The sequence below is a fragment of the Duganella alba genome, from assembly GCF_009674495.1.
GTDB classification, from domain to species: domain Bacteria; phylum Pseudomonadota; class Gammaproteobacteria; order Burkholderiales; family Burkholderiaceae_D; genus Rugamonas; species Rugamonas alba.
Map to the genome: position 1 here is coordinate 98,184 of NZ_WKJN01000004.1, position 24,878 is coordinate 123,061.

The window sequence follows — 24,878 nt, forward strand, 5'->3', positions numbered from 1 at the left end:
AATGTCCTGGAACACCTTGCAGCAAAATCGCGAAGCGCGATTGCAGCGCGCCCGTACGGCGTTGGGCAATGAACTGGATGGCAAAAGCCTGCCGTCCGCGCGCATCGCCGATCTGCTGCATGCGGTCATCGAATGCGGCGACCGCGTTTGCCTCGAAGGCAATAACCAGAAGCAGGCCGATTTTCTCGGCCATGCGCTGGCCCATTTGAATCCGGAGCGCGTCAACGACCTGCACATGCTGCAGTCGGTGCTGGCGCTGCCGGAGCATCTGGATGTCTTCGAGCGCGGCGTCGCTTCGCGGCTGGATTTTTCGTTCTCCGGTCCGCAGGCGGCGCGCGTGGCGCGGCTGGCGTCGGCCGGCAAGCTGAATATCGGCGCCATTCACACCTATCTGGAACTGTTCAGCCGCTACTTCATCGACCTGCCGCCGCGTGTGTGCCTGATCGCGGCGGAAGCGGCGGACCGCGACGGCAACCTGTACACCGGGCCGAATACCGAGGATACGCCGGCCATCGTGGAAGCGACGGCGTTCAAGCAAGGCATCGTCATCGTCCAGGTGAACAAGATCGTGGACAAGGTGCCGCGCGTGGACGTGCCGGGCGACTGGGTGGACTTCGTCGTGCAGTCGCCGCGTCCTTATTACATCGAACCGCTGTTCACGCGCGATCCGGCGCAGATCTCGGAAATCCAGGTGCTGATGGCGATGATGGCCATCAAGGGCATCTACGCCGAATACGAGGTGCAGCGGCTTAACCATGGCATCGGCTTCGACACCGCCGCCATCGAGCTGCTGCTGCCGACCTATGCGGAGTCGCTTGGCCTGCGCGGCAAGATCGGCAAGCACTGGGCGCTGAATCCGCACCCGGCGCTGATACCGGCGATTGAAGCGGGCTTCGTCACCTCCATCCATTCCTTCGGTTCGGAACTGGGCATGGAAGAATACATCCATGCGCGGCCGGACGTGTTTGCGATCGGCCCGGACGGCACCATGCGCAGCAACCGCGCGATGTGCCAGGCTGCAGGTCACTATGCCTGCGACATGTTTATCGGCTCGACCTTGCAGATCGATTTGCAGGGCAACTCGTCCACCGCGACGGCGGGCCGCATTTCCGGCTTCGGCGGCGCCTCCAACATGGGTGCCGATGCGCGTGGACGGCGTCACGCCAGTCCGGCGTGGCTGAAGGCCGGCGAACAGGCACGCGCAGGCCGCAACACCATCCCGCGCGGCCAGAAGCTGGTGGTGCAGATCGTCGAAACCTTCCGCGAGCACATGCAGCCGGCCTTCGTTGAAAAGCTGGACGCATGGGAGCTGATGGAGCAGGCCAAGATGGCCATCCCGCCGGTGATGATCTACGGCGACGACGTCACTCACATTCTGACCGAGGAAGGCATCGCCAACCTGCTGCTGTGCCGCACCGACGAGGAACGCGAGCAGGCGATACGCGGCGTGGCGGGCTACACGCCGGTGGGTCTGGGCCGCGACGCGCGCATGGTGGAAAACCTGCGCGACCGTGGCATCATCACGCGGGCGGAAGACCTGGGCATCGACAAGCGCCTGGCCACGCGCGACCTGCTGGCCGCACGCAATATGAAAGACCTGGTGCGCGCATCGGGCGGTTTGTACAATCCGCCCAAGCGTTTCCGCAACTGGTAAAGGAGCACGAAGATGGAAACCTTGAACTATCGATTTGAAAACGGCACGCACCGCCTGACCGCGCCGCCGGAAGTGGTGGGCGTGGTCGGCTCCGGCAACCTGGAAGTGCTGATCGAGCCGGCGGCGCTGGATGGCGCGTGCAGCATCGAGATCACCACCGCCGCTGTCGGCTTCGGCCCGATCTGGGAAGCGGTGATGCGCGACTTCCACGCACGCTGGCTGCTGGCCGACACCCGCATCTCCATCAATGACATGGGCGCCACGCCCGCCGTTGTCAGCCTGCGCATGGACCAGGCGGTGCAGACCATGCTGGGAGACGCGCCATGAGCCGCGCTGTCAGCTATCAGGAAGCGACCGCGCGCGAACGCTTGCAGCATCTGTTCAACGCCGGCAGTTTCGAGGAATTCATTCCGCCGTATGAGCGCGTGACCAGCCCTCACCTGGCACAGCTGAACGCGCCGGTGGCGTTTGACGACGGCGTGGCCATCGGCCGCGCGCTGCTTGGCGACGTGCCGGTGTACGTTGCGGCGCAGGAAGGCGCCTTCATGGGCGGCGCGGTCGGCGAGGTGCACGGCGCCAAGCTGGTTGGTCTGCTGCGCAAGGCGGTGGCCGACAAGGTGGCGGCCGTGGTGTTGCTGGTGGAATCGGGCGGCGTGCGCCTGCACGAGGCCAACGCCGGCTTGATCGCGGTGTCGGAAGTGATGCGCGCCCTGCTCGATGCGCGCGATGCCGGCGTGGCGGTGGTTGTGCTGGTGGGCGGCGCCAATGGCGCGTTCGGCGGCATGGGCATTGTAACGCGTTGCGCCAATGTGGTTGTCATGTCGGAGGAAGCGCGGCTGGCGATGTCCGGCCCCGAGGTGATCGAAACCGCCAACGGCGTCGAGGAATTCGATTCGCGCGACCGCGCGCTGGTGTGGCGCACGACCGGCGGCAAGCACCGCTATCTGCTGGGCGACTGTCAGCGCATCGTGGCCGACGACGTGGCGGCGTTCCGCGCCGCGGCGCAGGATGCGGTTGCCGCGCTGGCAGGCGGCGCGACCGGCTTGACCTTGGAAGCGCTGGAGGCCGAGCAGAAGATGCTGGAGGATCGCCTGAACAGCTTCGGCGCCCTGCACGATCCGATCGATATCTGGAGCGCGATGCGGATGGCGGATGCGGAAAATATTCCGATGCTGGACGTGGACAGCTTTATCGCGGCGGCGGCAACGCACCGCAAGGGAGTCTGAAATGGACTGGAAAAAACTGGCTGATACGCTGTTCCCGCAAGGTCACACGATCGTCGAGAAAAATGAGTTTTTGAGCGGCGGCGCGCAGGTGGAAGGACAATCTGTGGCGGTGATCGGCACCACCGGGCATACGCCGATTGGTGTGGAGATCGCCCTGGCGCAGGCGCAGGCGATCCTGCGCACGGTGCGCGATTTCCCTGGCCGGCCGATCCTGATGCTGATCGATACGCAGGGCCAGCGCCTGCGCCATCGCGATGAGATGTTGGGCATTAACAGCTACATGGCGCACCTGGGCAAGTGCGTGGATCTGGCACGGCGCAAAGGACACAAGATTATCGGTCTGGTGTACGACCAGGCGCTCTCCGGCGGGTTTATCACCAGCGGCTTGATGGCGGATGCCTGTCACGCGCTGCCGGATGCGACCATCCGCGTGATGGGCTTGCCGGCGATGGCGCGCATCACCAAGGTGCCGGAAGAAGTGTTGACCGAGCTGGCCCAGAGCAATCCGGTGTTTGCGCCGGGGCCGGAAAATTATCTGCGCATGGGCGGTCTGGAATCGATCTGGAATGGCGATCTGGCGGAGCATTTGCGTACCGCGCTGGCGCAGCCTGTCGCGGGCGATCAGCGCAGCGCATTGGGCTTGCAGCGTGGCGGGCGTCGCTGGGCGCAGCCGGTGATCGATGCGGTACTGTCTGGCGGCCATGTTCAACGTGCATAAAGACTTCGAGCGGCATATGCTGGTGTGGCTGACCGCAGCAGGTTGGCACGCCGCGATTGCCGCTGCGCGCGATGAACACAAGACCGCGCTGGCGCTGTGGGAGAGCCAGGACTGGCCGGTTGTCGTGCGTCGTCTGGAGGCGAATGCCGCGGCCGACGAGATTAGTCTTGGCCTGCCGCTGCCGCCACATGCGGAGACTGGCCAGAAGGTTCGGATCGGACTGCGAGCGCGCGTCGCGGACATCTGCAAGGTGGCGCCTGCGATGGAGCTACGGTCCGCAGGAGCGCATTTTGCGGCGTTGTGCGATGAAGCCGGGCCCCTGCAATTGCGTGTATATGGTTCGCTGGCGATGCAGTCCTTGACCGGTTTGCAGTATGTGTCGCCGGCTTCGGATGTGGATGTGCTGTTTCATCCTGCCAGCCGGGATCAGTTGGCGGAAGGCGTTGCGCTGCTGGCGCGGCACGGAGAGCGCCTGCCGTTGGATGGCGAGATTGTTTTTCCCGGCGGCGCGGCGGTATCGTGGAAGGAGTGGCGGATGGCCATGGCGCATCCGGCCAAGGTGATGGTCAAGGAATTGCAGACGGTGCGCCTGGCTGATACCGCGTCGCTGCTGGCGACCCTGGAGCCGGCATGATGCGCGCGGCGGCTATCCGCATGCTGGGGGTAAGCGGCGCGGCACTGAGCTCGCCTGTCACGCCAGCCACTCCGCTGGGTCGCTCGCAGAAGTTGGCGTTTGCGCGCGAGGTGGCGCGGCTGGCGGTGCGCAGCTTGCATGCGGAGTTGTGCCTGTATCCGAAGCCGGGACTGGTGTCGCCGGTGGACAATGGCAGTCATGACGATATGGATGCGGGGACGTTCATGCGCAGCCTGTTCTCGCTGCGTCACTACTTCAGAAAAATCTGTTTGGCAGGATTGAACGATGCGCCGTTTGCACAGCTCAAGCAGTTGGGCATTGCGGCGGAGACGGCGATGCTGCAAGCGACGCGCGGCATCAACACGCATCGCGGCGCTATTTTCAGCCTCGGCCTGCTGTGCGCCACCGCCGGCCGCGCCCGCGCGCAAGGCACGCCAATGACACCCGCCGCCCTCCGCGCCGCGATGCTGATACGCTGGGGCGAAGAACTCGCCATGCACGCGGCGCCTGCCGCCAACAGCCAGGCGACCGCCAACAAAGCTGCATCAATTCCGCCGTCGCGTGACGGAACGGCGGAGGCAGCGACAGCGCCAGCGCAGGAGGTGGTGGCGGAGCCGCTGAGTAACGGCTTGCGTGTGGCGGCGCGGTATGCGGCGAGTGGCGCGCGGGAGGAAGGCGCGTTGGGATTGCCTTCGGTGTTCGAGGTCGGACTCCCTGCCCTGCTGGCCGCGCGGGCCCGTGGCGCCACCGTCACCGAGGAGCGCGTCGATACGCTGTATACCTTGATGGCCCACATCAGCGACAGCAACGTCTATCACCGCGCCGGGCCGCGAGGCGCGCAGATCGTGCGCGATCATGCTGAAAGCTTTCTTGCGCAGGGCGGCACCGCGCACGCCAGCTGGCGCGAACAGGCCATCGCCAGCCACCACATCTTCATGCAGCACCGGCTCTCGCCCGGCGGCGCGGCGGACCTGCTGGCGGCTTGCTGCCTGGTGCAATCCATCGCGGCATTGGACGACAAATGAGCCGCGCACGACTGCTGCTGCTGTGCCCCGGCCAGGGCGACCAGCACACGGACATGTTCAGCCTCGCGCGCACGAGTGATGCGGCAAGCGACCTGCTCGACCAACTCGCCGTGCGGGCCGACGGCGACATCTTCGCCAACCGTAACGCCCAGCCGCTGATCGTGGCCGCCACGCTCGGCATGTGGGAAGCCATCCGCGACTTCGCGCCGTCGCCGGCACTGGTGGCCGGCTACAGCATCGGCGAGCTATCCGCGTACGGCGTCGCTGGCGCCATTACGCCGGCACAGGGCATCGCCCTGGCGGCACAGCGCGCGCAATTGATGGACGCGTGCCAGCAGGCCGCGCCAGGCCAGGCACTGCTCAGTATTACCGGCATAACGCTGGCAAATGCCGAAGCGCTGGCAACCGCCCACGGCTTCCACATCAGCATAGAAACGGGAGAAGACACCTGCATCGTCGGCGGCCCCGCCGCGCAGACGGAAGCGCTACAACAGGCGATTGAGGCAAGCGGCGCGCGCAGCCGCCGCCTGCCGGTCGAAGTCGCCTCGCACACGACCTACATGCAAAGCGCAGTAACGCCATTCGAAGACGCGCTGCGCGCCACACCATTCCAGCCCATGCAGGCGCCGGTGCTGGCCGGCGTGGATGCAACGACAGTCGAAGACAAGCCGCGCGCCATCGACACCCTCTCGCGCCAACTGGCCGAAAAAATCCGCTGGCTCGGCTGCATGGACGCCGCCGCCGAAGCCGGCATCACCGTGGCGCTGGAACTCGGCCCCGGCGCCGCCCTCTCCCGCATGCTGCAAAACCGCCATCCGCACATTGCCACCCGTTCGGTGGCCGATTTCCGCACGCTGGATGGCATCCGCAAATGGCTGGACCGCGCAACCGAAGACTGATCAGCGGTTGTTCTGCGTCGCCCACGCCATGATGTTCGACGCATCCATCGCGCCCGGCTGCCGCGCCACTTCGCGCCCGCCCTTGAACAGGGCCAGCGTCGGAATACTGCGGATCGCATAGCGCGCCGCCAGATCCTGCGCCTGCTCGGTATCCACCTTCACCACGCGGAACTGCGGCTCCAGGCGCTGCGCGGCCTGCGCGTAAAACGGCGCCATCGTGCGGCACGGACCGCACCACGGCGCCCAGAAATCCACCAGCACCGGAATGTCGCTGCGTTCGATATGCTTGAGGAAGCGCGCGCTGGTCAAATCCACCGGCGCGCCGGTGAACAGCGCCTTCTGACACTTGCCACACACCGGCTCGGCCGCCAGTTTGGCGGCCGGCACGCGATTGACCGCATCGCAGTGCGGACAGACTATATGCAGCGACTCCGGCTGCGCGTTGGTACTACTCGTCATGTTCATCTCCAGACAGCTGACTACGAGCTGAACATGATAATCCAGGGACGAAAAAAATGCCGCGCCACGCGAAATTGCTTCGCGCGTGCGGCCAATCAGGGCTTACGCTGCTATGGGTGGCAATCAGGTCTCTTTACGAGCGCCAGTCTGCTTGCTGCTCTGGGAGGCAGCTTGGGCGGCGGTTTGGGCCTGGGTGGCCTGCCCTTGAAGGTTACCGCTTTCACGGCTTTCGGTGCCGTTCTGGCCGCTTTGCAGCGACTGGCTGCCACGCGTGTAGCGGGAGCCATCGGTACGGAACGGATCGGTGAATTTCTCCACTGCGTCCTGATGGCTGCGCAGCGTTTTTTCCGTTTCTTCCGAGGTCACACGCGCCACTTCGTCGGCCAGGGCCTTGGCGGTGCGGCTGGTTTCCTGAATGTGCTCTTCGGCGACTTTGGACAGGTCCACCTGGGTGTCGGCGGCGATGCGCGACAGGTGCTGCTGGTACGAGCGCAGTTTTTCAGCGGTGGGCTGGGCATGCGCGGCGGCGGCGGCCAGCGCTTCGGTGGCGCGGTGCGAGGTGATGACCTGCTGGCCGGCCTGCGTGGTTTCCTCCAGCAGGGTTTGCGCCAGTTGAATGTTCAGGTCGCTGTACTGCTGAACGGTGCGGAACAGGGACTTGGACATATCGTTAAAGAACGACAGTTGCGCCTCCATGTGGGTTTTAGCGGCTGGGGTGACAGTTTGGGAAAATGGGTACATAGATTTGCCTCGAAAGTAAGGTGCCTGGAAGTTGTCCACGCCGCGGAATGCAGCGCGAACGACAAGGCTACGTTAGCTCGATTTGCCGCGTTTGATCTGCGTCAAACGTGGCCTACTTCCCACCCTGGCGGAGCGATTCAATCAACAACCCGCAGGCAAACAGGAATATGCCTGTCAGAAAATATCCCGTGACTGTCGGAAAAGTCGCGACACCGTTGAAACCCACCGCGTCCAGCACCGGCACAGTCCGCGCCTGCGTCGCCACATACATGCCGAACAGGAACAGCGCCAGGAAGGTGCGCGCTGTCCGGCTCAAGCTGCCCAGCAGCCCGGCCGCCGCCGACAGGGCCAGCGCGCCGCCCAGCAGCGCGGCCGCGCGCAGCGGCGTGGTCGCCAGCCAGCGCACCAGCACCGGCGCGGTGAACAGCAGCGCCAGCAGCATGGCGCTCAGCCATTGCGCCGTGTAGGCGCGCTCGCGGCCGCCCGGCGTCGCCGCGTTCAGCGCGTCCACGTCGTACTGTCTGTCGCGCACGCTGATTTCGCTGGCCAGGATGCCCCAGACGGCGATGGCGGCGGTGACCACCGCGCCCAGCGCCGCGCTGTCGGCAACGCAGCCCCATGCCAGCAGCACCAGCGCCGCCACGACAGCCGCTGGATTCGTCACCAGCACCAGCGCCAGCAGGGCCAGCGCGCGGCCGCCGACGCCGGGGATGCGCGCCGACCAGCCAAACAGCGGACGCGCCAGCCGCGCGCAAGGCCGCAGCCAGCCATTGAGCAGCGCCAGCGGCGACCAGCCGCCACGCTGCGCGCGCACCTTGACGCGGTCCGGCGAAAAGCGGTGGAACAGGGCTATCGCCAGCAGCAGAGGCAACAGCGCCAACAGCGCGCTGCCGACGCGGGTCCAGATGATCTGCGCCGTCCACAGGCCGTCCGGCAGCAGCACCGCCGAACTGGTGATGTCGAAGGTGCCGCCGCCGACGATCAGGCCTTGCGACGGCAGCACCGACTGGATCGCGCCGATGATGGCGCCGATGCCGGAGAAGTCCAGCAACAACGCCGGCGTCCACGCCTGATGACCCACGGCGCCGGCCGCGCCGGCCGCCAGTTGCGCCACCCAGATGAAGAAATACAGCACGTCGCCGCCCTTGCCCATCAATGGCGGCCAGGCCTCGAACAGCAACACCATGGCGGCGGTGAAGAACACCAGCGGCAGCAGCGCCAGCGCATAGGTCTGGAGATAAATCCCGAGCTGGATCGGCCCTTCGCCGCGCAGCAGATGCAGCACCAGCATGGTGGCCAGGAAGATCAGCAGCAGCCCGCACAGATAGGCGACATTGCCCAGCCAGCGCCCCAGCAGGAACACGCCGGAAGCCAGCGGCGTGGCGGCCAGCACCGCGCCGATGCCGCTGCGCACATCCTCGTTCATGCGGCCGCGCGCCAGATAGAAGCCGGCCAGGCCGAAGAACAATCCGGTCAGCGCCGCGCTGCCGATGGCCAGGCAACTGCTGGTGTAGGCCACGCGCGCGCCGTCGCTGACGATCATCGCCTGCCCCTGTTCCGGATCGCCGACCATCAGCCAGGTGAGCACGATCAGCGCCAGCACCGCCACCAGCGTGCCGACGCGCCGCATGCGCAGCCGCACTTCCGTCAGCAGCAGCGCCTTGAGCGCCGCGCCGGACCAGGGCGTGAAGGCCGGCGTCATGCCGCCAGTTCCGCGTTGTCGCGCACCGCGTAGCGCTGCGTCATCAGGGCTTCTTCCAGCGTCGGCTCGGCCGGCACCGCGCCGGCCAGCGGCGATGAAGGATGGGCGATGCGCAGCATGATGCCGTCCGCGTGGCGCTGCGCCTGCAGCACCTGTACCTGCTTGCGCAGCGCTTCGTAATCCTCTGGAGCTACCGTCACCGACCACACCTGGTTGCGCGCGCGCTGCACAAAGCTGTCCGGCGTATCGCAGGCCACCAGCCGGCCCTGGTTCATGATCGCCAGCCGGCCCGCCATGTTTTCGATGTCGGAGACGATGTGGGTCGATACGATCACCAGCTTGCGGAAGCCGATCTCCGACAGCAGGTGGCGGAAGCGCAGGCGCTCTTCCGGGTCCAGACCGGCGGTCGGCTCGTCGACGATCAGCACATCCGGATCGTTGAGCAGCGCCTGGGCGATGCCGAGGCGGCGCTTCATGCCGCCGGAAAAACCGGCCGCCTGGCGGTGCGCATGGTCGTGCAGGTTGACCACTTCCAGCAGCCGGCGGATGCGGGCCGGATCGCGCACGCCTTTCAGCGCGGCGAAATACTGCATGAATTCCAGTGCGCTCAAATTGGGATAGACGCCAAAGTCCTGCGGCAGAAAGCCGAGCCGCGTGCGCATGGCTTCCGGCTTTTTTACGATGTCCACGCCGTCGAACAGGATCTGGCCGCTGGTCGGCCTGGCGATGGTGGCGATCATCTGCATCAGCGTGGTCTTGCCGGCGCCGTTATGGCCGATCAAACCCACCACGCCGGCCGGCAGATCCAGGCTGACGTCGTCCACCGCGCGGACATTCTTACCAAAGGTCTTCACAACATTGCGTAGTTCGAGCATGGCACTCCTGAAATGAAAACGGGGCCGTCTCCGGCCCCGCAAGCTGGAGATTTATTCTACCTTGTTATTTAAACAGCGCCGACGCTTTTTGCACGGTGATGGCTATCCCGATAGCGAGAGGAATACCCACCGCCAGCCAGCCGAAAGCCACCGCCGCCGGACTGGTGACGCCATTCGACGCCACCACTGCGCCGGTCGATGCGGCGGCGTCGCGTTCGTGCGCCAGCTTCTTCTCGGCAGCCAGTTCGGCGTCGGTCATGAAGTGCCTGTCGGCCAGCGGACGCACCAGCAGATTGCATACCAGGCCAAGCAGCAGCAGGCCGGCCAGCACGTACATGGTGATGTCGTAGGCCTGCGCCTTGGCGACGCCATGATCGATCTGGTATTCGCGCACGCCGCTGATCAGCAGCGGACCGAAGACGCCGGCCGCCGACCATGCCGTCAGCAGGCGGCCGTGGATCGCGCCCACCATCTGCGTGCCGAACAGATCCGCCAGGTAGGCCGGCACGGTGGCAAAGCCGCCGCCGTACATCGACAGGATGATGCAGAAGAAGATCACGAACAGCGCCAGGTGGCCGCCGTGCGCCATGGTCGGAATCGACGCGTACAGCGCCAGTCCCAGCACGAAGAAGATGCCGTAGGTGACCTTGCGGCCCAGGAAGTCCGAGCACGAGGCCCAGAAGAAGCGGCCGCCGATATTGAACAGCGACAGCAGACCGGTGAAGCCGGCGGCAATCGCGGCGATCTGCGCCTTCTGCGCCGCGTTCAGCTCATTGAAGGACAGCGGCAGGTTCAGCAACTGGCCGCCGAAGATTTCCTGCAGCAGCGGCGAGGCCATGCCGAGAATACCAATGCCGGCCGTGACGTTCAGGCACAGCACCCACCACACCAGCCAGAACTGCGGAATGCCCCACACCTTGCTGGCGTGGACGTGGCGGGTGGTGATCATCGCGTTGCCGCTGGCGGCAGGCGGCGTCCAGCCGGCCGGTTTCCAGCCGGTCGGCGGCACGCGGTAGGCCAGCGCGCCGGCCAGCATGAAGACCAGGTAGATGGCGGCCATCACCAGGAAGGTCTGCCACACGCCCACCGAATCGGGCGTGGCGAAATGTTTCATCAGCTTGTCGGCCAGCGGCGCGCCGATCACGGCGCCGCCGCCAAAGCCCATGATGGCCATGCCGGTCGCCATGCCGCGGCGGTCCGGGAACCACTTGATCAGGGTCGACACCGGCGAGATGTAGCCGAGGCCCAGGCCGATGCCGCCAATGACGCCGGAACCGAGCCACATCAGCCAGATCTGGTGCTGGTAGACGCCCAGCGCCGAAATCACCAGGCCGCCGCACCAGCACACGGCCGACACCACGCCGGCCTTGCGCGGGCCTGCATGTTCCAGCCAGCCGCCGAACAGCCAGGCGGACAGGCCGAGGAAAACGAAGAACATGGTGTACATCCAGTTCAACATCGAAATCTGCCAGTCGCAGCTGCTCGACAGTATGCGCTCCAGCAGGCCGATATCTACGGGGCAAGCCAGCGCTTCCTTGATGCCCAGAGCCTTGGACAGCGGCAGCCAGAATACGGAAAAGCCGTAGGCCATGCCGATGCAGAGGTGGATGGCCAGCGCCGCCGGCGGCACCAGCCAGCGATTGAAACCGGCGCCTGCAACCGTGCGTTCCTTCTCCAGAAAATCAAACAAAGCCATGCACTTTTTCCCCGATTAGTGTTTCTTATGAACAATTTCGGGCGCCAGAATAGCACAAATGCAACGGCTAAGGGAGGCGTTTCAGGTCGTCCAGCGTGAACCACAACTCCTTGCGATGGAGCGGCGTTTCCACTGTGAGCAGCGGATTGGGAAGGTTGATCAGCACGCGCTTGTCGAGCCGGGCCTGGCGGATTTGCGCGCCGTAGTATTTGTAGAACAACTTTTCGAAACTGCCGTCGGCCAGCGCGGCTTCCAGGCCGCGCCGCAGCGCCTCCGCCAGCGCCGGGTTGCTGCGGTTGACGAAAAAGTAATCGGCGGTCGGGTAGCGCACCACCACGTAGGGATCGACCACCAGTTCGGGATGGTGGGCGGCTTCGGCCCAGATCTCGTTGACCGAGCGCGGCGCCCAGTCGATGCGGCCGGCATTCAGCATGCCGAACATGGTGCTGTAGACGGCGGCCGGCTGCACTGTCAGGCCGCTATGGCGAAGGATCTGCACGTCCGGCCAGTCCTGCCCCTGGCCGGCGGTGAACGGAAGCAGGTCGTCCAGTCCGTGCACCGACTCCAGCATCTGCTTGTGATCGGCGCGCAGCAGGGCGATGCGCCAGCCGATCAGGCCGCGCGTCAGCGGAATGCGCACCGGCAGCAGCCGGGTTTCGCGCTCGGCCGAGGTCATGGTGCCAACGACGTCGATGCGGCCCAGGCCCGATTGCAGTTCGACCAGCGCGCGATTCTGCTGCATGCCGGTGGCCGAGGCTTCGGCGCGGTATTGGCCGCCGGCCTTCGCCAGCGCCAGATGCAGCAAGGCGATGCCGTAGTCGCCCTGCGCGCCGTCGCCCTCCACGCGGGGATAATGAACGACCACAGGGGCCGCCGCCGCCCAGCCGCTCCAGCAAAACAGCACCATGATCCACAACGCACGCATGACAGTCATTTCCCAAATGAATCTATCTTCATGCTGCGCCTGCACTACGCCACTGTCAAGCTGACAAGAATAATTGCAACATGGCTGCGCTCAAAAATTAATCAGCGCGTGCATTCCGGCGCACAACCGTGTAAACTGGCGCTTATTGCCGAAGGGAAATATCATGGCCATTGCCGCACTCAGCTCAGGAGTTACAGGTCTCAACGCCGCACAACGCGCGCTGGGGAACAGTGCGCATGCCATCGCCAACATCGGCACCCAGGGTTTTCAACCGTCGCAGGCGAATTTCACGGAAAACACCCCGGCTGGCACCGGCGTGTCGATTTCCATACAAGCCCAGCAACTGCTGAAAGTGGATGGCCCGACGCCCAGCGCCAGCGCCACCAACCTGGCGACCGAAACCACCAACTCGCTGGTTTACAAGGCGCAGTTCGACCTGTCGGCCAAGGTGGTCCAGACCGCCGACCAGAATCTCGGCACGCTGATCGACATCAAGGCTTGATCCCCGGTGGCCGCATCGGCCACAATGCGCGGTAATGAATACCTTGAATACCGCGCAACTGCTTGCCGACCTGCCCTCCCGCTTGTCCGCCATTCCCCGCCGCTGGGCCGAACGGACACCGCACGCCAGCGCCCTGCACGACGGCCAGCGCCATTGGACCTATGCCGAACTGGCCGCCGCCATCGATACCGCCACCGCACAACTGCGTGCATGGCAGCTGCGGCCAGGCGACCGCCTCGCCGTCATCGGCGAAAACTGCGTGGCGCAGGTGGTGCTCACTTTTGCCGCCGCCGAGCTGGATGCGTGGATCGTGCACCTCAACGGCCGGCTGTCGCCGCGCGAAGTGGACGTGGTGCTGGAACACAGCGGCGCGCGGCGCGCCATCTACCTGACCATGCCCGCCTCGCCCGAGACCGCCGAACATGCGCGACGCCATGCGGCGCAGGCGATCGGGACGCCGTTCGGCACATGGATGCTGGGTGCGCTCAATGCGGACTGCACGCCGGAGCCGGTGCATGCGTCGTCGCACGAGCAGGTGGCGGCGCTGGTCTACACCACCGGCACCACCGGCCAGCCCAAGGGCGTGATGCTCACGCACCGCAACCTGCTGTTCATCGCCGCCGTATCGAGCACGCTGCGCGGCCTGACGCCGCAGGACCGCGCCTACGGCGTGCTGCCGATCACCCATGTCTACGGCCTGACCTCGGTGATGCTGGGTACTTTATATGCGGGCGCCTGCCTGTACCTGTGCCCGCGCTTCACGCCGGACGCGCTGCTCAAGGCGCTGCGCGACGACGGCCTGACCATCGTCCAGGGCGTGCCGGCGATGTACGCGCGCCTGCTGGAAAAGCTCGGTGGCGCCGGCACGCCGCTGCCGACGCGGCTGCGCTTTGCCTACGCCGGCGGCTCGCCGCTGCCGCCATCGCTGAAGGCGCAGGTGGAGCAGCTACTCGGCCTGCCGCTGCACAACGGCTACGGCCTGACCGAAACCTCGCCCACCGTCAGCCAGACGCGCCTCGACCAGCCGCGCAGCGATACCTCGGTCGGCCATGCCATTCCCGGCGTCGAGGTACGGGTGGCGGCCGGCGCGGACGGCATCGGCGAACTGTGGGTGCGCGGCCCGAACCTCATGCGCGGCTACTACCGCGAGCCGCAGCTGACGGCCGCCGTACTGGATGCGGAAGGCTGGCTCAATACCGGCGACATGGTGCGCCAGGATGCGGATGGCGCGCTGCACATCGTCGGCCGCACGAAGGAACTGATTATCCGCTCGGGCTTCAACGTCTATCCATTGGAAGTGGAGACGGTGCTCAATGCACATCCGGCGGTCACCCAATCGGCGGTGGTCGGACGCGCGGCGGCGGATGGCGACGAGGAAGTGGTGGCCTTCGTGGAACCGGACCCGCGCCGGCAGCTCGACGTCGAAGAACTGCAACGCTACCTGGCCGAACGTCTGGCGCCCTACAAGCGCCCGTCCGCCATCATCGCCATGGCCGCCCTGCCCGCTGCGGCCACCGGCAAAATCCTCAAGAACCAGCTGCGCCAGATGGCATCAGCACCAACCTGCGGCGATTGACAATCGCGTCATAAGCGCCGCTTTTACGCAACCGTTCCAGGGAGTGGTTGAACCGCGCCAGCAGCTCGGCGTTGGCCGGCTCACGGTGCATCATCATGACGTTCTCGGAGCGGAAGTAAGGCGTATCAAGGCTGTGGAAGCTGCCGGCCTGCTGCGCGAACTGGCTGCGCGCGATGTAGTTGCCGACATTTTCATCGACAATCACGAGGTCGAAGCGCGCCACCTGCAGTTTGCGGAAGTTGATCTGGTCATTGTTCGCCATGCCAGCTGCGGCTTCCATGATCGTAGTAGAAGAATTTGGCCCTGCGCGCATACAGCGTATCGGACAACAGATAGCGCGCCACCCGCTCCGGCGTGGGCACGAACGGCACCACCGCCCATACCTCATGCGCGTCCAGCGCCGCCAGGCAGCGCTTCCATGGCATGAAGCGGAAGGTGAACCTGACGTCCATGTCCTTGCCGATCAAGTCAAACAATTCGGTCATGAAGCTTTGCCGGGGATTGGCGCTGATGTAGGGAGGATACTCGTTGGTGGCCACCACCAGTTCAAGCGTGGCGGCCCACGCGGTGGTACACCACATAACCAGCCATGCTGCGATCAGGTGCCGCATCGGTTCCCCTTCTCCAGAACTGGCATCAGTTATACGCGAGATCCGCGCAAATGTCAGTGACGGATGCGCTCGGAGAAATCGGCGGCCTGGCCGGCGGCGCGCGCACGCGCAGTGATGTGGGCGTTTTGCCGCAGTGCGTCGAAACCGCCCGGGCCTTGCAGCGCGCCGAGATCGTACAGATAGCGGTCCAGGTAGCCGGAAGCCAGCAGCCGCCAGTCGAGCGGCAGGCCGGGCGTGATGCGGCGCGCCATCTGGTAGATGATGGTGGTGCAGTTGCCGGTCAGGGTGTTGTAAAAGCGCGGCGTGGCCTTCAGCTGCTCGCCTTCGTCCAGATACGCCAGGAACAGCGAGCGCATCATTTCCGGCGGCATCTTCAGGCGATACAGCCACATGTCCTCGTCGCGCACATTGGTGCGCACGCGCAGGATGTCGCGTTCGTCGGCGGCGATCAGCACCGTTTCGTATTTCTTGAAGAAGCCGGCCAGGCCGTCGAAACTCTCGCCGCGTTCCTTGCGGATCTCGATCGAAAAGGTCAGGTAGCGGCCGTCGCTGAAGCCAAACGACACCAGCGTATGCGCGATGGCTGGCCCCATCCAGTAGGACATCGCCACATCGACCGAGCGCAGTTGGTTCAGATCGTACTGCCGCTGCTCCCAGCGCACGGTGTAATCGGTATCGCTGCGCCAGTCGAAGTTGCGCACCAGGTCCAGCGTGACGACGCTGCCGTCCACCTTGCCGGTGACCATGCGCGCCACATCGTCGGCCCACACGCGGTCGTGCGACGGCTTGATGGTGCTCCACCACGCCATCAGCGCGAGCAGCAGCACCAGCCACACGGCCGGCGCGACATAGCTGCGGCGCCACAGGCACACCAGCGCCGCGATGCTGAGCACCAGCCAGGCGGCCAGCGCCAGCTTGCGGACGATATCGGCGGCCGGCAGCTGGAACCACAGTGCGCCTGCGCCCCATGCCGCCAGCGCAACCAGCAGCAGAGAGGCGATGAGCATGGCGGCGAAAACGAGGATACGTTTAGTCATGCCCCGATTATGGGGCCTAATCCTCCTTGTCGTCGACTCCGCTGGCGCACCCGATCTGGACGCAGATCAGTTTTACTGCAATACTCAGCACCACGCCGATGACGCCTATCAGTTCCAACATGGCAGGTTCCGTTAAAAAATTTAAAAGCGAAGAAGAGACGCTTCACTTTAACGGCCTGGCCGGATTTGATCCAATATCAAAAACGGCGGCCAACTATCTCGAAACGGCATAACGGTGATTTCGCTCAAACAGTTTAAATATTTTATAGAGATCGTGGAGGCCGGCAGCTATTCGCGCGCCGCCGAAAAATTGTTCATCGCGCAGTCGGCACTGAGCCGGCAGATCAAGGAACTGGAGGACGAGCTGCAAACGCCGCTGCTCACGCGCGACGCGCGCCAGTTCGAGCTGACGCCGGCCGGCCGGCTGTTCTTCGAACGCGGCAAGCGCATCCTGGAAGACATCGACGACACGCTGGTGCAGGCGCGCCACGTCGGCCAGGGTGCGCAGGGTGTGATCCGCCTGCAGCATTCCAGCTCGGTGATCCTGACGCCGCGCATCAGCAACGCGCTGGCGCACGCGCTGGCGCAGCATCCGGGCGTGACGCTGGACGTGTCGATGCTGCCGTCGGAAAACCAGACCATGGAAATCGAGGAAGGCCGGGTCGACATCGGCCTGCTGCGGCTGCCGACCTTGCGCCGCCATCCGCACATCCAGGTGCGCGAGATCGGCAGCGAGCCGCTGATGGTGGCGGTGGCGCGCGATTCGCCGCTGGCGGCGCTGGACAATGTCGAACTGGCGGACCTGAGCGCGCAGGCGTTCATCTCGATTCCGCACAAGGACCGTGGCGGCTTGAGCTACCTGGTGGCCAACCTGTGCCTGGAACAGGGCTTCTTTCCGAAGCCGGCGCGGGCCCTGTCGCGCAAGTCCTCGCAGCTGAACCTGATCGAAGCGGGCCTCGGCATCGCCATCGTGCCCGAATGCATGCGGCTGACGGCGCCGGCCGGCGTCCACTTCGTCAGGCTGTCGCACGGCCGCCTGCTCTCCAGCGTCGGCCTGGCCACGCGCCGCGAAGCGGACCCGCTGGTGGCCGCCTTCACCGACACCCTGGTCGCGCGGCTGGCGCCATCTTCCTAACCGGGCGACTGATGACTCCGACGTATGGCACACTATAGCCATGCGAGACAGACAGGAATCAGCATGAGCGCCGGCCCCGAAGACCAAGATCAGCAATCAAACAATCCACAACGCCGCGCCAGCGACCATGGCGAACGGCGGCAAGACCAGCGCCAGCACCGCGAAACCGGCACGCCGCGCTACCTCGATCCGGGCGACACCGTGTTCAGCCTGTGGGGCCGGGTGATCATGGCGCGCTACCGGCGCATCGCGGCGGCGGCCACGCGGCACATCATCCAGCGGCCGCTGCACATCGGCGTTTCGGCGCGCATCTTCCACCCGGAACCGGGCGCGACCGGACTGCGCAGCAAGAACCTGCAATACCTGGAAGAGTCGATCGCACAGTGGGTGATGTCGCGCGACGTGCTGGTGTTTATGATCCCGACCGTCAATACCGATGGCCTGCTCCATCCTTCCAACATCCGCCTGCGCGACTACGCCAAGCATCTGGACGGCCTGGTGCTGCAAGGCGGCGCCGACGTGTCGCCGCAGAGCTATTCCGAAATGCCGACGCGCCCCGAATGGAGCGGCGACCGTGCGCGCGACATGTACGAGCTGGAACTGCTGCATGAATTTGTCGAGGCCGGCAAACCGGTGCTGGGCATCTGCCGGGGCTGCCAGCTGATCAACGTCGCCTTCGGCGGCACGCTGTACCAGGACATCGCCACCGACGTGCCGGAATCGCTGGCCCACGTCAACGACGACTACGACCGCAACCGCCACGAAATCGCCTTCCCTGCCGGCTCGTCGCTGGCGCGCATGTTCAAGGGCAAGCCGACCGGGCTGGTCAACTCGATCCACCATCAGGCGGTGAAGACCTTGGGGCGCGACATGTCGGTCGAAGCGCTGTCGGTGCCGGACAATATGGTCGAAGCGATCCGCTACCGCAAGGCGCCGTTCGTCATGGGCCTACAATGGCACCCGGAATTCCACCGCGCCGGCGGCGTCGAACTGCTGGATTGCACCGGCATTCTCGACAACTTCCTGCGCGTGGCGCGCGAAACACGGTTTTAGGACGGCGAATTGATGCATCAGGCAAATGTCTTTTGATTGTTTGCCATCCCCGGAGTAGACTGGCGGCTTCCCAATCCGGATCTATTTCATGAGACTGCGTAGCACCGCTGTAATCGCCGCCAACCTGCTGTTCGCCGCACAATCGTGCCCGGCCCAGGATGTCATCCACGTGGCCTACAGCGAACGTCCGCCGTACATGATCACGCAGGCCGACGGTACGCCGGCCGGCCTGACCGGCGCGCCGGCCGCCGCCGCGTTCAGGAACGCCCACATCCCGGTGCAATGGCACAAGGTGCCGACCAACCGTCAGCTGATGATGGTGAAGGATCAGACCAGCCCCAGCTGCGCGATCGGATGGTTCAACACGCCGGAGCGCCGCCAGTACGGCAAGTTCACCAAGCCGATTTACCGCGACCGCACCTGGGTCGTATTGACCAACGCCAGCTTCGCCGCGCGCGGCGTCGCCTCGCTGGCCGAACTGGCGCAGCTGCACGATACCCGTGTCCTGGTGAAGGACAATTATTCCTTCGGCGAGCTGGACGCGTTTATCGCACACTGGCAGCCGGTGGTCGCCGTCTCCACCGCGCCCACACTCAAGATGGTGCAGTCGGTAAGCAAGGGCGTGGTCGATATGATGTTTGTCTCGGAAGACGAGGGCAACTACATCATCCAGCATGCGGGCGAGCTCGCGCCCACCTTGCGTCTGCTGCAATTCAAGGACATGCCGCACGGCGCCGAGCGCTATATCATGTGCGGCAAATCGGTATCCGATGAGGTGATCGCCCGCCTCAACAAGGCGATCACCTTCAAGTAATCAGCGCCCGCGGAAACGCTGGATCGCCGCATCCACCACGCCTTCGACACTGCCGCTGCTGTCGAACTGCTGGCGCAGGTAATGCGCGTCGCTGCCCTCGTGCGTGACTTGCACCAGATGTTGCAGGCCGGCCGTCGCCCCCAGCGCGGCGCCGTAGGGCTCCATCTTGCGCAGCGTGGTCAGGATGTCTTCGCGCAGCGACAGGCTTTCGTAGGTTTTCGGATGCACCACCGTGCCGTCCAGGCCGAAGCGGCAGGCCTGGAAGCGGTTGTAGTTGTAGACCAGGTAGTCATCCTCTTCCGGCGCCGCCTCGCGCCGTTCCAGCAGATAGCTGCACAGCGATTGCAGGTACACCGCCAGCGCGGCCGCCCGCTCCACCGTCAGCGGCGTGTCGCACACGCGCAGCTCGATGGTGCCGAATTCCGGCTTCGGCCGGATATCCCAGTAGAAGTCCTTCATGCTCTTGATCACGCCGGTGTGTTCCATCTTGGCGAAATACTCGTGCTCGAAGGTATGCCAGCTTTGCGTGAACGGCGCGCGGCCGCTCATCGGGAAGGCAAACACGGAATTCAGCCGCGCCGAGTTGAACAGCGTGTCATTCCCCTGCACATACGGCGACGACGACGACAGCGCGATGAAGTGCGGCACGTAGCGGCTCAGCGCATGCAGCAGGAACAGCGCATCGTCGCCCGAGGCGCAGCCGATGTGCACGTGCTGGCCGAAAATGGTGAACTGCTTGGCCAGATAGCCGTACAGCTCCGACACTTCCTTGAAGCGCGGCTTGGAGAAGATGCGGCGGTCCGACCATTTCTGGAACGGGTGCGTGCCGCCGCCGCAGATGCCGATGTTGAGCTGTTCGCCCGCCTGCACCAGCGTATCGCGGATCACCTGCAACTGCGCCAGCAACTCGGTATGGTTGGTGTGCACGTCGCTGTTAATCTCGATCATGCTCTCGGTGATTTCCGGCGTCACGTTGCCGGGGAAAGGCTTGCGGCTCAACAGGTGCAGCAGGTCCGGGCTGGACGCGGTCAGGTCATAATCCGACAGGCTGACCAGTTGCAGCTCCAGCTCCACGCCCATGGTGAGCGGTTTCGATGTTTGAAATTCTTCCAACGCCATTTATCGTTCCTCCTTGGCAGGGGTTTCGTTGGCCCAGATCAGCGCGCGTTGCGTGATGACCGGACCGATCACTTCGAGCAGCAGCGTCATGGCCGTCAACGCGGCCAGTTCGTCGACCAGCACGATCCCCATGTATTTAGTCTGTTCCAGCAGCAGCGTGACAAACACCGACATCGGCGACAGCGCGATCCCGGTCAGCAAGCCCTTGCGCCACGAAATGCCGCCCACGTGCGCGAACGCCGCCACGCTGAACGTCTTGACCACGAAGCGCGCCAGCAGCAGCACGGCCGCCAGGCCGGCGCCATCGACCACGCGTTCCCATTCCAGCGTCGACACGGCAAACACGAACAGCAGCACGGTCAGCAGTTCGCCGATGCCGCCGAAGTTACGCTCGGTGCGGCTGAACGCCACGCGCTTGTGGCGCGCCGCCAGGCCGAAGGTCAGCGTCGCCAGCACCGGCGACACGTCGAACGCGCGCGATGCGGCCACCAGCAGGATCACGCCCAGCGCGAACGCCATGGTGCCGTCCTGCGCCAGCGCGCCGAGGCGGCGCAGCAGCGCCGGTACGACGAAGCCCATCACCACGCCCATCGCGGCCGACACCAGCAGCTCGATGCCGCTGTGCGATACCGCCTGCGTCAGGCTGCCGGAGGTCTGGAACACCCAGAAGCCCACCACCACCTTGAACACAAACAGCGCCACCACGCTGTTGATCGCCACCAGGTGCAGCACGCGCTCGGTGACCTGGCCGGAACTGTCTTCCTCGTTAATCACGCGCAGCACGCCGGCCGGCGAAGACGACATGGCCAGCGAGGCCAGCAGCAACGAGGTGAGCGGCGGCATGCCGGTGAGATGCGAGATCAGGTAGACCACGCCGAAGGTCGCCGCCGATTCCACCAGGCCGCTGACCGCAATCCAGGGATTAATCCGCAGCCAGTGCAGATTGATGCGATAACCAAATTCAAACAGGATCAGACCGAAGGCCATATTGGCCAGGATGGTCACATTGCTTGAGGCGCCACTACTGAGCGCGTCAGGGAATGCCTGGGCGAGTAAAAATCCAACCAAACCGTAAACACTGATGCGCGGCAGGCGCGTCCAGCGATGCACGAATTCTCCCGAGAGCCAAGCCAAGGCAATCGCCAGTGGCCAGCCCATGTCGGCCAAAATGACCTGAATATCCGGCATGTACTTCTCCTTTTTAACAATACTTGTACAATTCTGCGCTAAGACCGCCGCTTTCACTGTGCGCTGGGGAACATAAGGAAACAAATATGCTAGAAATTGTCAGTGAACACGCCTGCTTCGGCGGCGTTCAACGCTTTTACCGTCACGATGCACGCGAGATCGGTCTGCCGATGCGTTTTTCAGTCTTCATTCCGCCGCAGGCGGAGCACGGACCGGTGCCGGCCCTGTTCTATCTCGCCGGCCTGACCTGCACCGAAGAGACCTTCATGATCAAGGCTGGCGCGCAGCGTGTCGCCGCCGAGCTGGGCCTGATGCTGATCACGCCCGACACCAGTCCACGCGGCGCCCATGTGGAAGGCGAAAGCGAGAGCTGGGATTTCGGCGTGGGCGCCGGCTTTTATCTCGATGCCACGGAAGCGAAGTGGTCCAAGCACTATCGCATGTACAGCTATATTCACGAACTGCGTGAACTGGTTGAGAAAGAGTTGCCCGTCGATGCACAGCGCATCGGCATCTTCGGCCACTCGATGGGTGGCCATGGTGCATTGACCATGGCACTGAAACGGCCGGATGTGTTCCGTTCGGTGTCCGCTTTTGCGCCGATTGCCGCGCCTTCTCAATGCCCTTGGGGCAAGAAGGCGTTCACCGGTTATCTCGGCGCGGACACGACCGCATGGGCGCAGTATGACGCCACCGCGCTGATGACGCAAGCCCATGCGCCCTTCCCGGCCGGCATCCTGATCGATCAGGGCCTGGGCGACAAGTTCCTGGCGGAGCAGCTGTATCCGGAAGCGTTCGAGGCCGCGTGCGTGACCGCGGCGCAGCCGCTGACCTTGCGTCGGCATGCTGGCTACGATCACGGCTACTACTTCATTTCGACGTTCGTGGAAGACCATCTGCGCTTCCACGCGAAGAATCTCGCAGCTTGACGCTATAGCTTGATCTCCGTGCCCAGTTTCTGCAGGAACTGGGCGATCCACGCGGGATGCGCCGGCCACGCCGGCGCGGTGACGAAGATGCCGTCGGTGACCGCCTGGTCGACCGGAATGTCGGCATAGGTGGCGCCGGCCAGCTTGACTTCCGGCGCGCAGGCCGGATAGGCCGAGATGCGTTTGCCTTGTATGACCTCGGCGGCGGCCAGCAGTTGCGCGCCGTGGCATACGGCGGCGATCGGCTTGCTGGCGGCGGCGAACTGCCGCACCAGTTCGATCACGCGCGGATTCAGGCGCAGGTATTCCGGCGCGCGGCCGCCGGCGATCATCAGGCCGTCGTAGTTGGCGACATCGGCGTCGGCGAAGGACGCGTTCAACTTGAACAGGTGGCCGGGTTTCTCGGTGTAGGTCTGGTCGCCTTCGAAATCGTGAATGGCGGTCTTGATGGTGTCGCCGGCTTGCTTGTCCGGGCACACGGCGTGCACCGTGTGGCCGACGGCCTGGAGTGCCTGGAACGGCACCATGGTCTCGTAGTCTTCGGCAAAATCACCGGTCAAAAACAGTATCTTCTTGGCTGCCACGGTAGTTCCTTTCCTGAAAGTGAATCAAACAAGGATCGCAACGCCATCGATACTACCGCGTTTACTTTCACCGCGCATTTGCACTTCATCAAAAAGGTAAGCCCTCGTCGTGCTGGCCGACACCGATCCAGGCTGGCGTTCTCACGCTTTCCACAATCGGGTTCTGGGCACGGTGATGGGCATTTCCTTCACCACCGCCAAGCTGCTGGACTATGCCGCAAAAAGTGATGCGTTAATGAATTCGCACAATCCGTTTGCCTGGATTACGCTGGCTCATTTACGCACACAGCAAAGCCGCCACGACCCGGATCAGCTCTACGCAGCGAAGTGGAAACTGACCAAACTACTGTATCAACATGGGAAGGAGCAATGGCGCTGCTGGAACGACAGCTCGTCAGACGCTTCGGGCCGCTGCCGCAAAGAATCCGGAACAAGCTGACCAAGGCCAATGAAGAACAATTAGGCGCCTGGGGCGATGCGCTGCCGGAGGCGGAATCGCTCAAGCAGCTGTTTGGATAAAAAAAACCGCAGCGTCGCTGCGGTTTTGCTGAAGCGCTTGTACTCAGGCGGCCGTGGCAGCCTTGCCCAGCACGCTGCGAATGGTGCCGGCCAGATCCTCGGCCGAGAACTTGGCCACATACGCATCCGCACCAACACCCTTGACGTGATCCTCGTTGGTCTTGCCGGACAGCGAAGAATGTATCACCACAGGAATCTTGCCGAAGCGCGGATCCTGCTTGATCAGACGGGTCAGCGTAAAGCCATCCATCTCCGGCATTTCCAGGTCAGTCAGCACCATGGCCACGCGATCGGTGATCGGCAGGCCTTCGGCCTTGGCGCCATCCGCGATCGACTGCAGACGGTCCCAGGCTTCCTTGCCCGACTTGGTCATGATGAAGTGCACGCCCATCGCTTCCAGACCTTTTTCGATCAGGTTGCGCGCGACAACCGAATCGTCGGCGGCCAGCACCACGGAACCCGGTTTCAGCAGCACTTTCGGGCCGATGGTTTCCGGATCGATATCATCACGCTCCGGCGGCACCAGGTCGCGCAGAATGGTTTCCACGTCCAGCACCTGCGCCAGGCGGGTGTTTTGCGTGTCGCCATCGACGCGGGCGATACTGGTGACCTTGCCGCCGGCAGTGCCTTCGGCGGTCAGCACCTGGCTCCAGTCCAGGCGCACGATTTCTTCCACCGACTCGACCGCGAACGCTTGCGTGGTACGCGCGAATTCAGTGACCAACATAATATTCAGACCGGTTTTTGGGGTCACACCGACGATGCCTGGCAAATCCAGCACCGTGATGATTTGTCCGCGCAGATTCACAACGCCCAGCATGTGTGGCGGGGATCCGGCCACAGCAGTCACTTCAGGCATTGCGACGATTTCGCGGATTTTGAAGACGTTAATACCGAACAGCTCGGAATGTTCGCCATTGGCGTCGCCGCCGAGACGGAACAGGAGGAGTTCGAATTTGTTGGAGTTGGTTAAGTTACTACGCTCATCAACTTCCTGTTGAACAGATTTCATGGATTTCGTCTCCCTTCGGTGGTCCTATCCCAGTATAACGTTTTGCAACAGTCCGCCGTCACATTTTGACGGTAAGAAGTTGTTTTGGAGCACGATAAACAACAAAAAAGGAAGCCCGTGGGCTTCCTTTGTGTTTGCTACTGATTTGCTACTGAATTCTGGAGCGGGAGAAGAGTCTCGAACTCTCGACCTCAACCTTGGCAAGGTTGCGCTCTACCAACTGAGCTACTCCCGCAGAAGGCATG

Annotated in this window: 29 protein-coding genes and 1 tRNA gene; 16 read left to right on the forward strand and 14 right to left on the reverse strand. The window is 64.1% G+C overall.

Going from position 1 to position 24,878, the window contains the following annotated elements; all coding sequences use genetic code 11:
• The first annotated feature begins 1 nt into the window (after position 1).
• Genes mdcA through GJ695_RS05280 form a run of 7 tightly spaced genes read left to right on the forward strand, consistent with a single transcriptional unit; the run spans position 2 to position 6,156 of the window.
• A complete protein-coding gene (mdcA, locus tag GJ695_RS05250; protein WP_154362605.1) occupies positions 2-1,654 on the forward strand; it encodes a malonate decarboxylase subunit alpha in 1,653 nt (550 codons plus the stop codon).
• A gap of 12 nt (positions 1,655-1,666) precedes the next feature.
• Positions 1,667-1,981 (forward strand): malonate decarboxylase acyl carrier protein, encoded by a 315-nt coding sequence (gene mdcC / locus GJ695_RS05255; protein WP_154362607.1) that lies wholly within the window; start codon positions 1,667-1,669, stop codon positions 1,979-1,981.
• Positions 1,978-2,880: a biotin-independent malonate decarboxylase subunit beta gene (locus tag GJ695_RS05260; RefSeq protein WP_154362609.1), complete on the forward strand. Its 903-nt coding sequence runs from the start codon at positions 1,978-1,980 to the stop codon at positions 2,878-2,880. The genes mdcC and GJ695_RS05260 overlap by 4 nt, the downstream gene beginning before the upstream one ends.
• Before the next feature lies 1 nt (position 2,881).
• On the forward strand, positions 2,882-3,598 hold the full coding sequence (mdcE, locus tag GJ695_RS05265; protein ID WP_154362611.1) for a biotin-independent malonate decarboxylase subunit gamma: 717 nt from the start codon (positions 2,882-2,884) through the stop codon (positions 3,596-3,598).
• Positions 3,582-4,232 carry a malonate decarboxylase holo-[acyl-carrier-protein] synthase gene (mdcG, locus tag GJ695_RS05270; RefSeq protein WP_229260471.1) on the forward strand — a complete coding sequence of 217 codons (651 nt, stop codon included), beginning with the start codon at positions 3,582-3,584 and terminating at the stop codon, positions 4,230-4,232. Before mdcE ends, mdcG begins: the two co-directional genes overlap by 17 nt.
• Positions 4,229-5,257, forward strand: a complete 1,029-nt coding sequence (locus GJ695_RS05275; RefSeq protein ID WP_229261278.1) for a triphosphoribosyl-dephospho-CoA synthase — start codon at positions 4,229-4,231, stop codon at positions 5,255-5,257. The genes mdcG and GJ695_RS05275 overlap by 4 nt, the downstream gene beginning before the upstream one ends.
• Positions 5,254-6,156, forward strand: a complete 903-nt coding sequence (locus tag GJ695_RS05280) for an ACP S-malonyltransferase (protein WP_154362616.1) — start codon at positions 5,254-5,256, stop codon at positions 6,154-6,156. The genes GJ695_RS05275 and GJ695_RS05280 overlap by 4 nt, the downstream gene beginning before the upstream one ends.
• On the opposite strand, the gene trxC is transcribed toward GJ695_RS05280, so the two are convergent.
• The 6 genes from trxC to GJ695_RS05310 form a co-directional block, all read right to left on the reverse strand.
• Positions 6,157-6,615, reverse strand: a complete 459-nt coding sequence (trxC, locus tag GJ695_RS05285) for a thioredoxin TrxC (protein ID WP_154362617.1) — start codon at positions 6,613-6,615, stop codon at positions 6,157-6,159.
• Positions 6,616-6,738: 123 nt separating this feature from the next.
• On the reverse strand, positions 6,739-7,356 hold the full coding sequence (locus GJ695_RS05290) for a phasin family protein (RefSeq protein WP_154362620.1): 618 nt from the start codon (positions 7,354-7,356) through the stop codon (positions 6,739-6,741).
• Between the two features lie 112 nt (positions 7,357-7,468).
• Positions 7,469-9,058, reverse strand: coding sequence for an ABC transporter permease (locus GJ695_RS05295; RefSeq protein WP_154362622.1), 1,590 nt, complete (start codon positions 9,056-9,058; stop codon positions 7,469-7,471).
• Positions 9,055-9,933 carry an ABC transporter ATP-binding protein gene (locus GJ695_RS05300; RefSeq protein ID WP_154362624.1) on the reverse strand — a complete coding sequence of 293 codons (879 nt, stop codon included), beginning with the start codon at positions 9,931-9,933 and terminating at the stop codon, positions 9,055-9,057. Before GJ695_RS05300 ends, GJ695_RS05295 begins: the two co-directional genes overlap by 4 nt.
• A 64-nt stretch (positions 9,934-9,997) precedes the next feature.
• Complete coding sequence (locus GJ695_RS05305; RefSeq protein WP_154362626.1) at positions 9,998-11,629, reverse strand: OFA family MFS transporter; 1,632 nt, start codon at positions 11,627-11,629, stop codon at positions 9,998-10,000.
• A 67-nt stretch (positions 11,630-11,696) separates the two neighbouring features.
• A complete protein-coding gene (locus tag GJ695_RS05310; RefSeq protein WP_229261279.1) occupies positions 11,697-12,554 on the reverse strand; it encodes a substrate-binding periplasmic protein in 858 nt (285 codons plus the stop codon).
• A 163-nt stretch (positions 12,555-12,717) separates the two neighbouring features.
• On the opposite strand from GJ695_RS05310, the gene GJ695_RS05315 reads away from it, so the two are divergent.
• Both GJ695_RS05315 and GJ695_RS05320 read left to right on the forward strand, forming a co-directional pair.
• Complete coding sequence (locus GJ695_RS05315; protein WP_154362630.1) at positions 12,718-13,056, forward strand: flagellar basal body rod C-terminal domain-containing protein; 339 nt, start codon at positions 12,718-12,720, stop codon at positions 13,054-13,056.
• A 34-nt stretch (positions 13,057-13,090) separates the two neighbouring features.
• Positions 13,091-14,632 (forward strand): class I adenylate-forming enzyme family protein, encoded by a 1,542-nt coding sequence (locus tag GJ695_RS05320; protein WP_154362632.1) that lies wholly within the window; start codon positions 13,091-13,093, stop codon positions 14,630-14,632.
• On the opposite strand, the gene GJ695_RS05325 is transcribed toward GJ695_RS05320, so the two are convergent.
• The 3 genes from GJ695_RS05325 to GJ695_RS05330 form a co-directional block, all read right to left on the reverse strand.
• The gene (locus GJ695_RS05325; protein ID WP_166455168.1) at positions 14,583-14,894 is read right to left on the reverse strand and encodes a transporter substrate-binding domain-containing protein; all 312 of its coding nucleotides are present in this window, start codon (positions 14,892-14,894) and stop codon (positions 14,583-14,585) included. The genes GJ695_RS05320 and GJ695_RS05325 overlap by 50 nt on opposite strands.
• Positions 14,881-15,213 carry a transporter substrate-binding domain-containing protein gene (locus GJ695_RS29575; protein ID WP_166455167.1) on the reverse strand — a complete coding sequence of 111 codons (333 nt, stop codon included), beginning with the start codon at positions 15,211-15,213 and terminating at the stop codon, positions 14,881-14,883. Before GJ695_RS29575 ends, GJ695_RS05325 begins: the two co-directional genes overlap by 14 nt.
• Positions 15,214-15,296: 83 nt before the next feature.
• Positions 15,297-16,280, reverse strand: coding sequence for an Lnb N-terminal periplasmic domain-containing protein (locus GJ695_RS05330; protein ID WP_154362637.1), 984 nt, complete (start codon positions 16,278-16,280; stop codon positions 15,297-15,299).
• Positions 16,281-16,306: 26 nt separating this feature from the next.
• Between GJ695_RS05330 and GJ695_RS05335 the strand changes: the two genes are divergently transcribed.
• The 4 genes from GJ695_RS05335 (at position 16,307) to GJ695_RS05350 (ending at position 19,282) form a co-directional block, all read left to right on the forward strand.
• A complete protein-coding gene (locus GJ695_RS05335) occupies positions 16,307-16,513 on the forward strand; it encodes a hypothetical protein (RefSeq protein ID WP_154362639.1) in 207 nt (68 codons plus the stop codon).
• 2 nt (positions 16,514-16,515) lie between these two features.
• The gene (locus tag GJ695_RS05340; RefSeq protein WP_166455166.1) at positions 16,516-17,415 is read left to right on the forward strand and encodes a LysR family transcriptional regulator; all 900 of its coding nucleotides are present in this window, start codon (positions 16,516-16,518) and stop codon (positions 17,413-17,415) included.
• 63 nt (positions 17,416-17,478) lie between these two features.
• Positions 17,479-18,468: a gamma-glutamyl-gamma-aminobutyrate hydrolase family protein gene (locus GJ695_RS05345; RefSeq protein ID WP_154362641.1), complete on the forward strand. Its 990-nt coding sequence runs from the start codon at positions 17,479-17,481 to the stop codon at positions 18,466-18,468.
• An 88-nt stretch (positions 18,469-18,556) separates the two neighbouring features.
• Positions 18,557-19,282 (forward strand): substrate-binding periplasmic protein, encoded by a 726-nt coding sequence (locus GJ695_RS05350; RefSeq protein ID WP_154362643.1) that lies wholly within the window; start codon positions 18,557-18,559, stop codon positions 19,280-19,282.
• Here the strand turns inward: GJ695_RS05350 and GJ695_RS05355 are convergent, their stop codons facing one another.
• Complete coding sequence (locus GJ695_RS05355) at positions 19,283-20,401, reverse strand: YbdK family carboxylate-amine ligase (RefSeq protein WP_154362644.1); 1,119 nt, start codon at positions 20,399-20,401, stop codon at positions 19,283-19,285.
• Positions 20,402-21,589, reverse strand: a complete 1,188-nt coding sequence (locus GJ695_RS05360; RefSeq protein ID WP_154362646.1) for a cation:proton antiporter — start codon at positions 21,587-21,589, stop codon at positions 20,402-20,404. It abuts the gene before it with no gap.
• A gap of 86 nt (positions 21,590-21,675) precedes the next feature.
• Here GJ695_RS05360 and fghA point away from each other — a divergent pair, with 86 nt between their 5' ends.
• Positions 21,676-22,518, forward strand: a complete 843-nt coding sequence (fghA, locus tag GJ695_RS05365) for an S-formylglutathione hydrolase (protein WP_154362648.1) — start codon at positions 21,676-21,678, stop codon at positions 22,516-22,518.
• Between the two features lie 2 nt (positions 22,519-22,520).
• Here fghA and GJ695_RS05370 read toward each other — a convergent pair whose 3' ends face one another.
• Positions 22,521-23,102, reverse strand: coding sequence for a DJ-1/PfpI family protein (locus tag GJ695_RS05370; protein ID WP_166455165.1), 582 nt, complete (start codon positions 23,100-23,102; stop codon positions 22,521-22,523).
• A 109-nt stretch (positions 23,103-23,211) separates the two neighbouring features.
• Here GJ695_RS05370 and GJ695_RS29580 point away from each other — a divergent pair, with 109 nt between their 5' ends.
• Both GJ695_RS29580 and GJ695_RS30610 read left to right on the forward strand, forming a co-directional pair.
• A complete protein-coding gene (locus GJ695_RS29580) occupies positions 23,212-23,541 on the forward strand; it encodes a hypothetical protein (RefSeq protein WP_154387889.1) in 330 nt (109 codons plus the stop codon).
• Positions 23,472-23,621 carry a DUF4351 domain-containing protein gene (locus GJ695_RS30610; protein WP_154362650.1) on the forward strand — a complete coding sequence of 50 codons (150 nt, stop codon included), beginning with the start codon at positions 23,472-23,474 and terminating at the stop codon, positions 23,619-23,621. The genes GJ695_RS29580 and GJ695_RS30610 overlap by 70 nt, the downstream gene beginning before the upstream one ends.
• A gap of 43 nt (positions 23,622-23,664) precedes the next feature.
• On the opposite strand, the gene GJ695_RS05380 is transcribed toward GJ695_RS30610, so the two are convergent.
• Both GJ695_RS05380 and GJ695_RS05385 read right to left on the reverse strand, forming a co-directional pair.
• Positions 23,665-24,633, reverse strand: coding sequence for a chemotaxis protein (locus GJ695_RS05380; RefSeq protein ID WP_154362652.1), 969 nt, complete (start codon positions 24,631-24,633; stop codon positions 23,665-23,667).
• A gap of 159 nt (positions 24,634-24,792) precedes the next feature.
• Positions 24,793-24,868, reverse strand: a tRNA-Gly gene (locus GJ695_RS05385).
• Positions 24,869-24,878 lie beyond the last annotated feature (10 nt).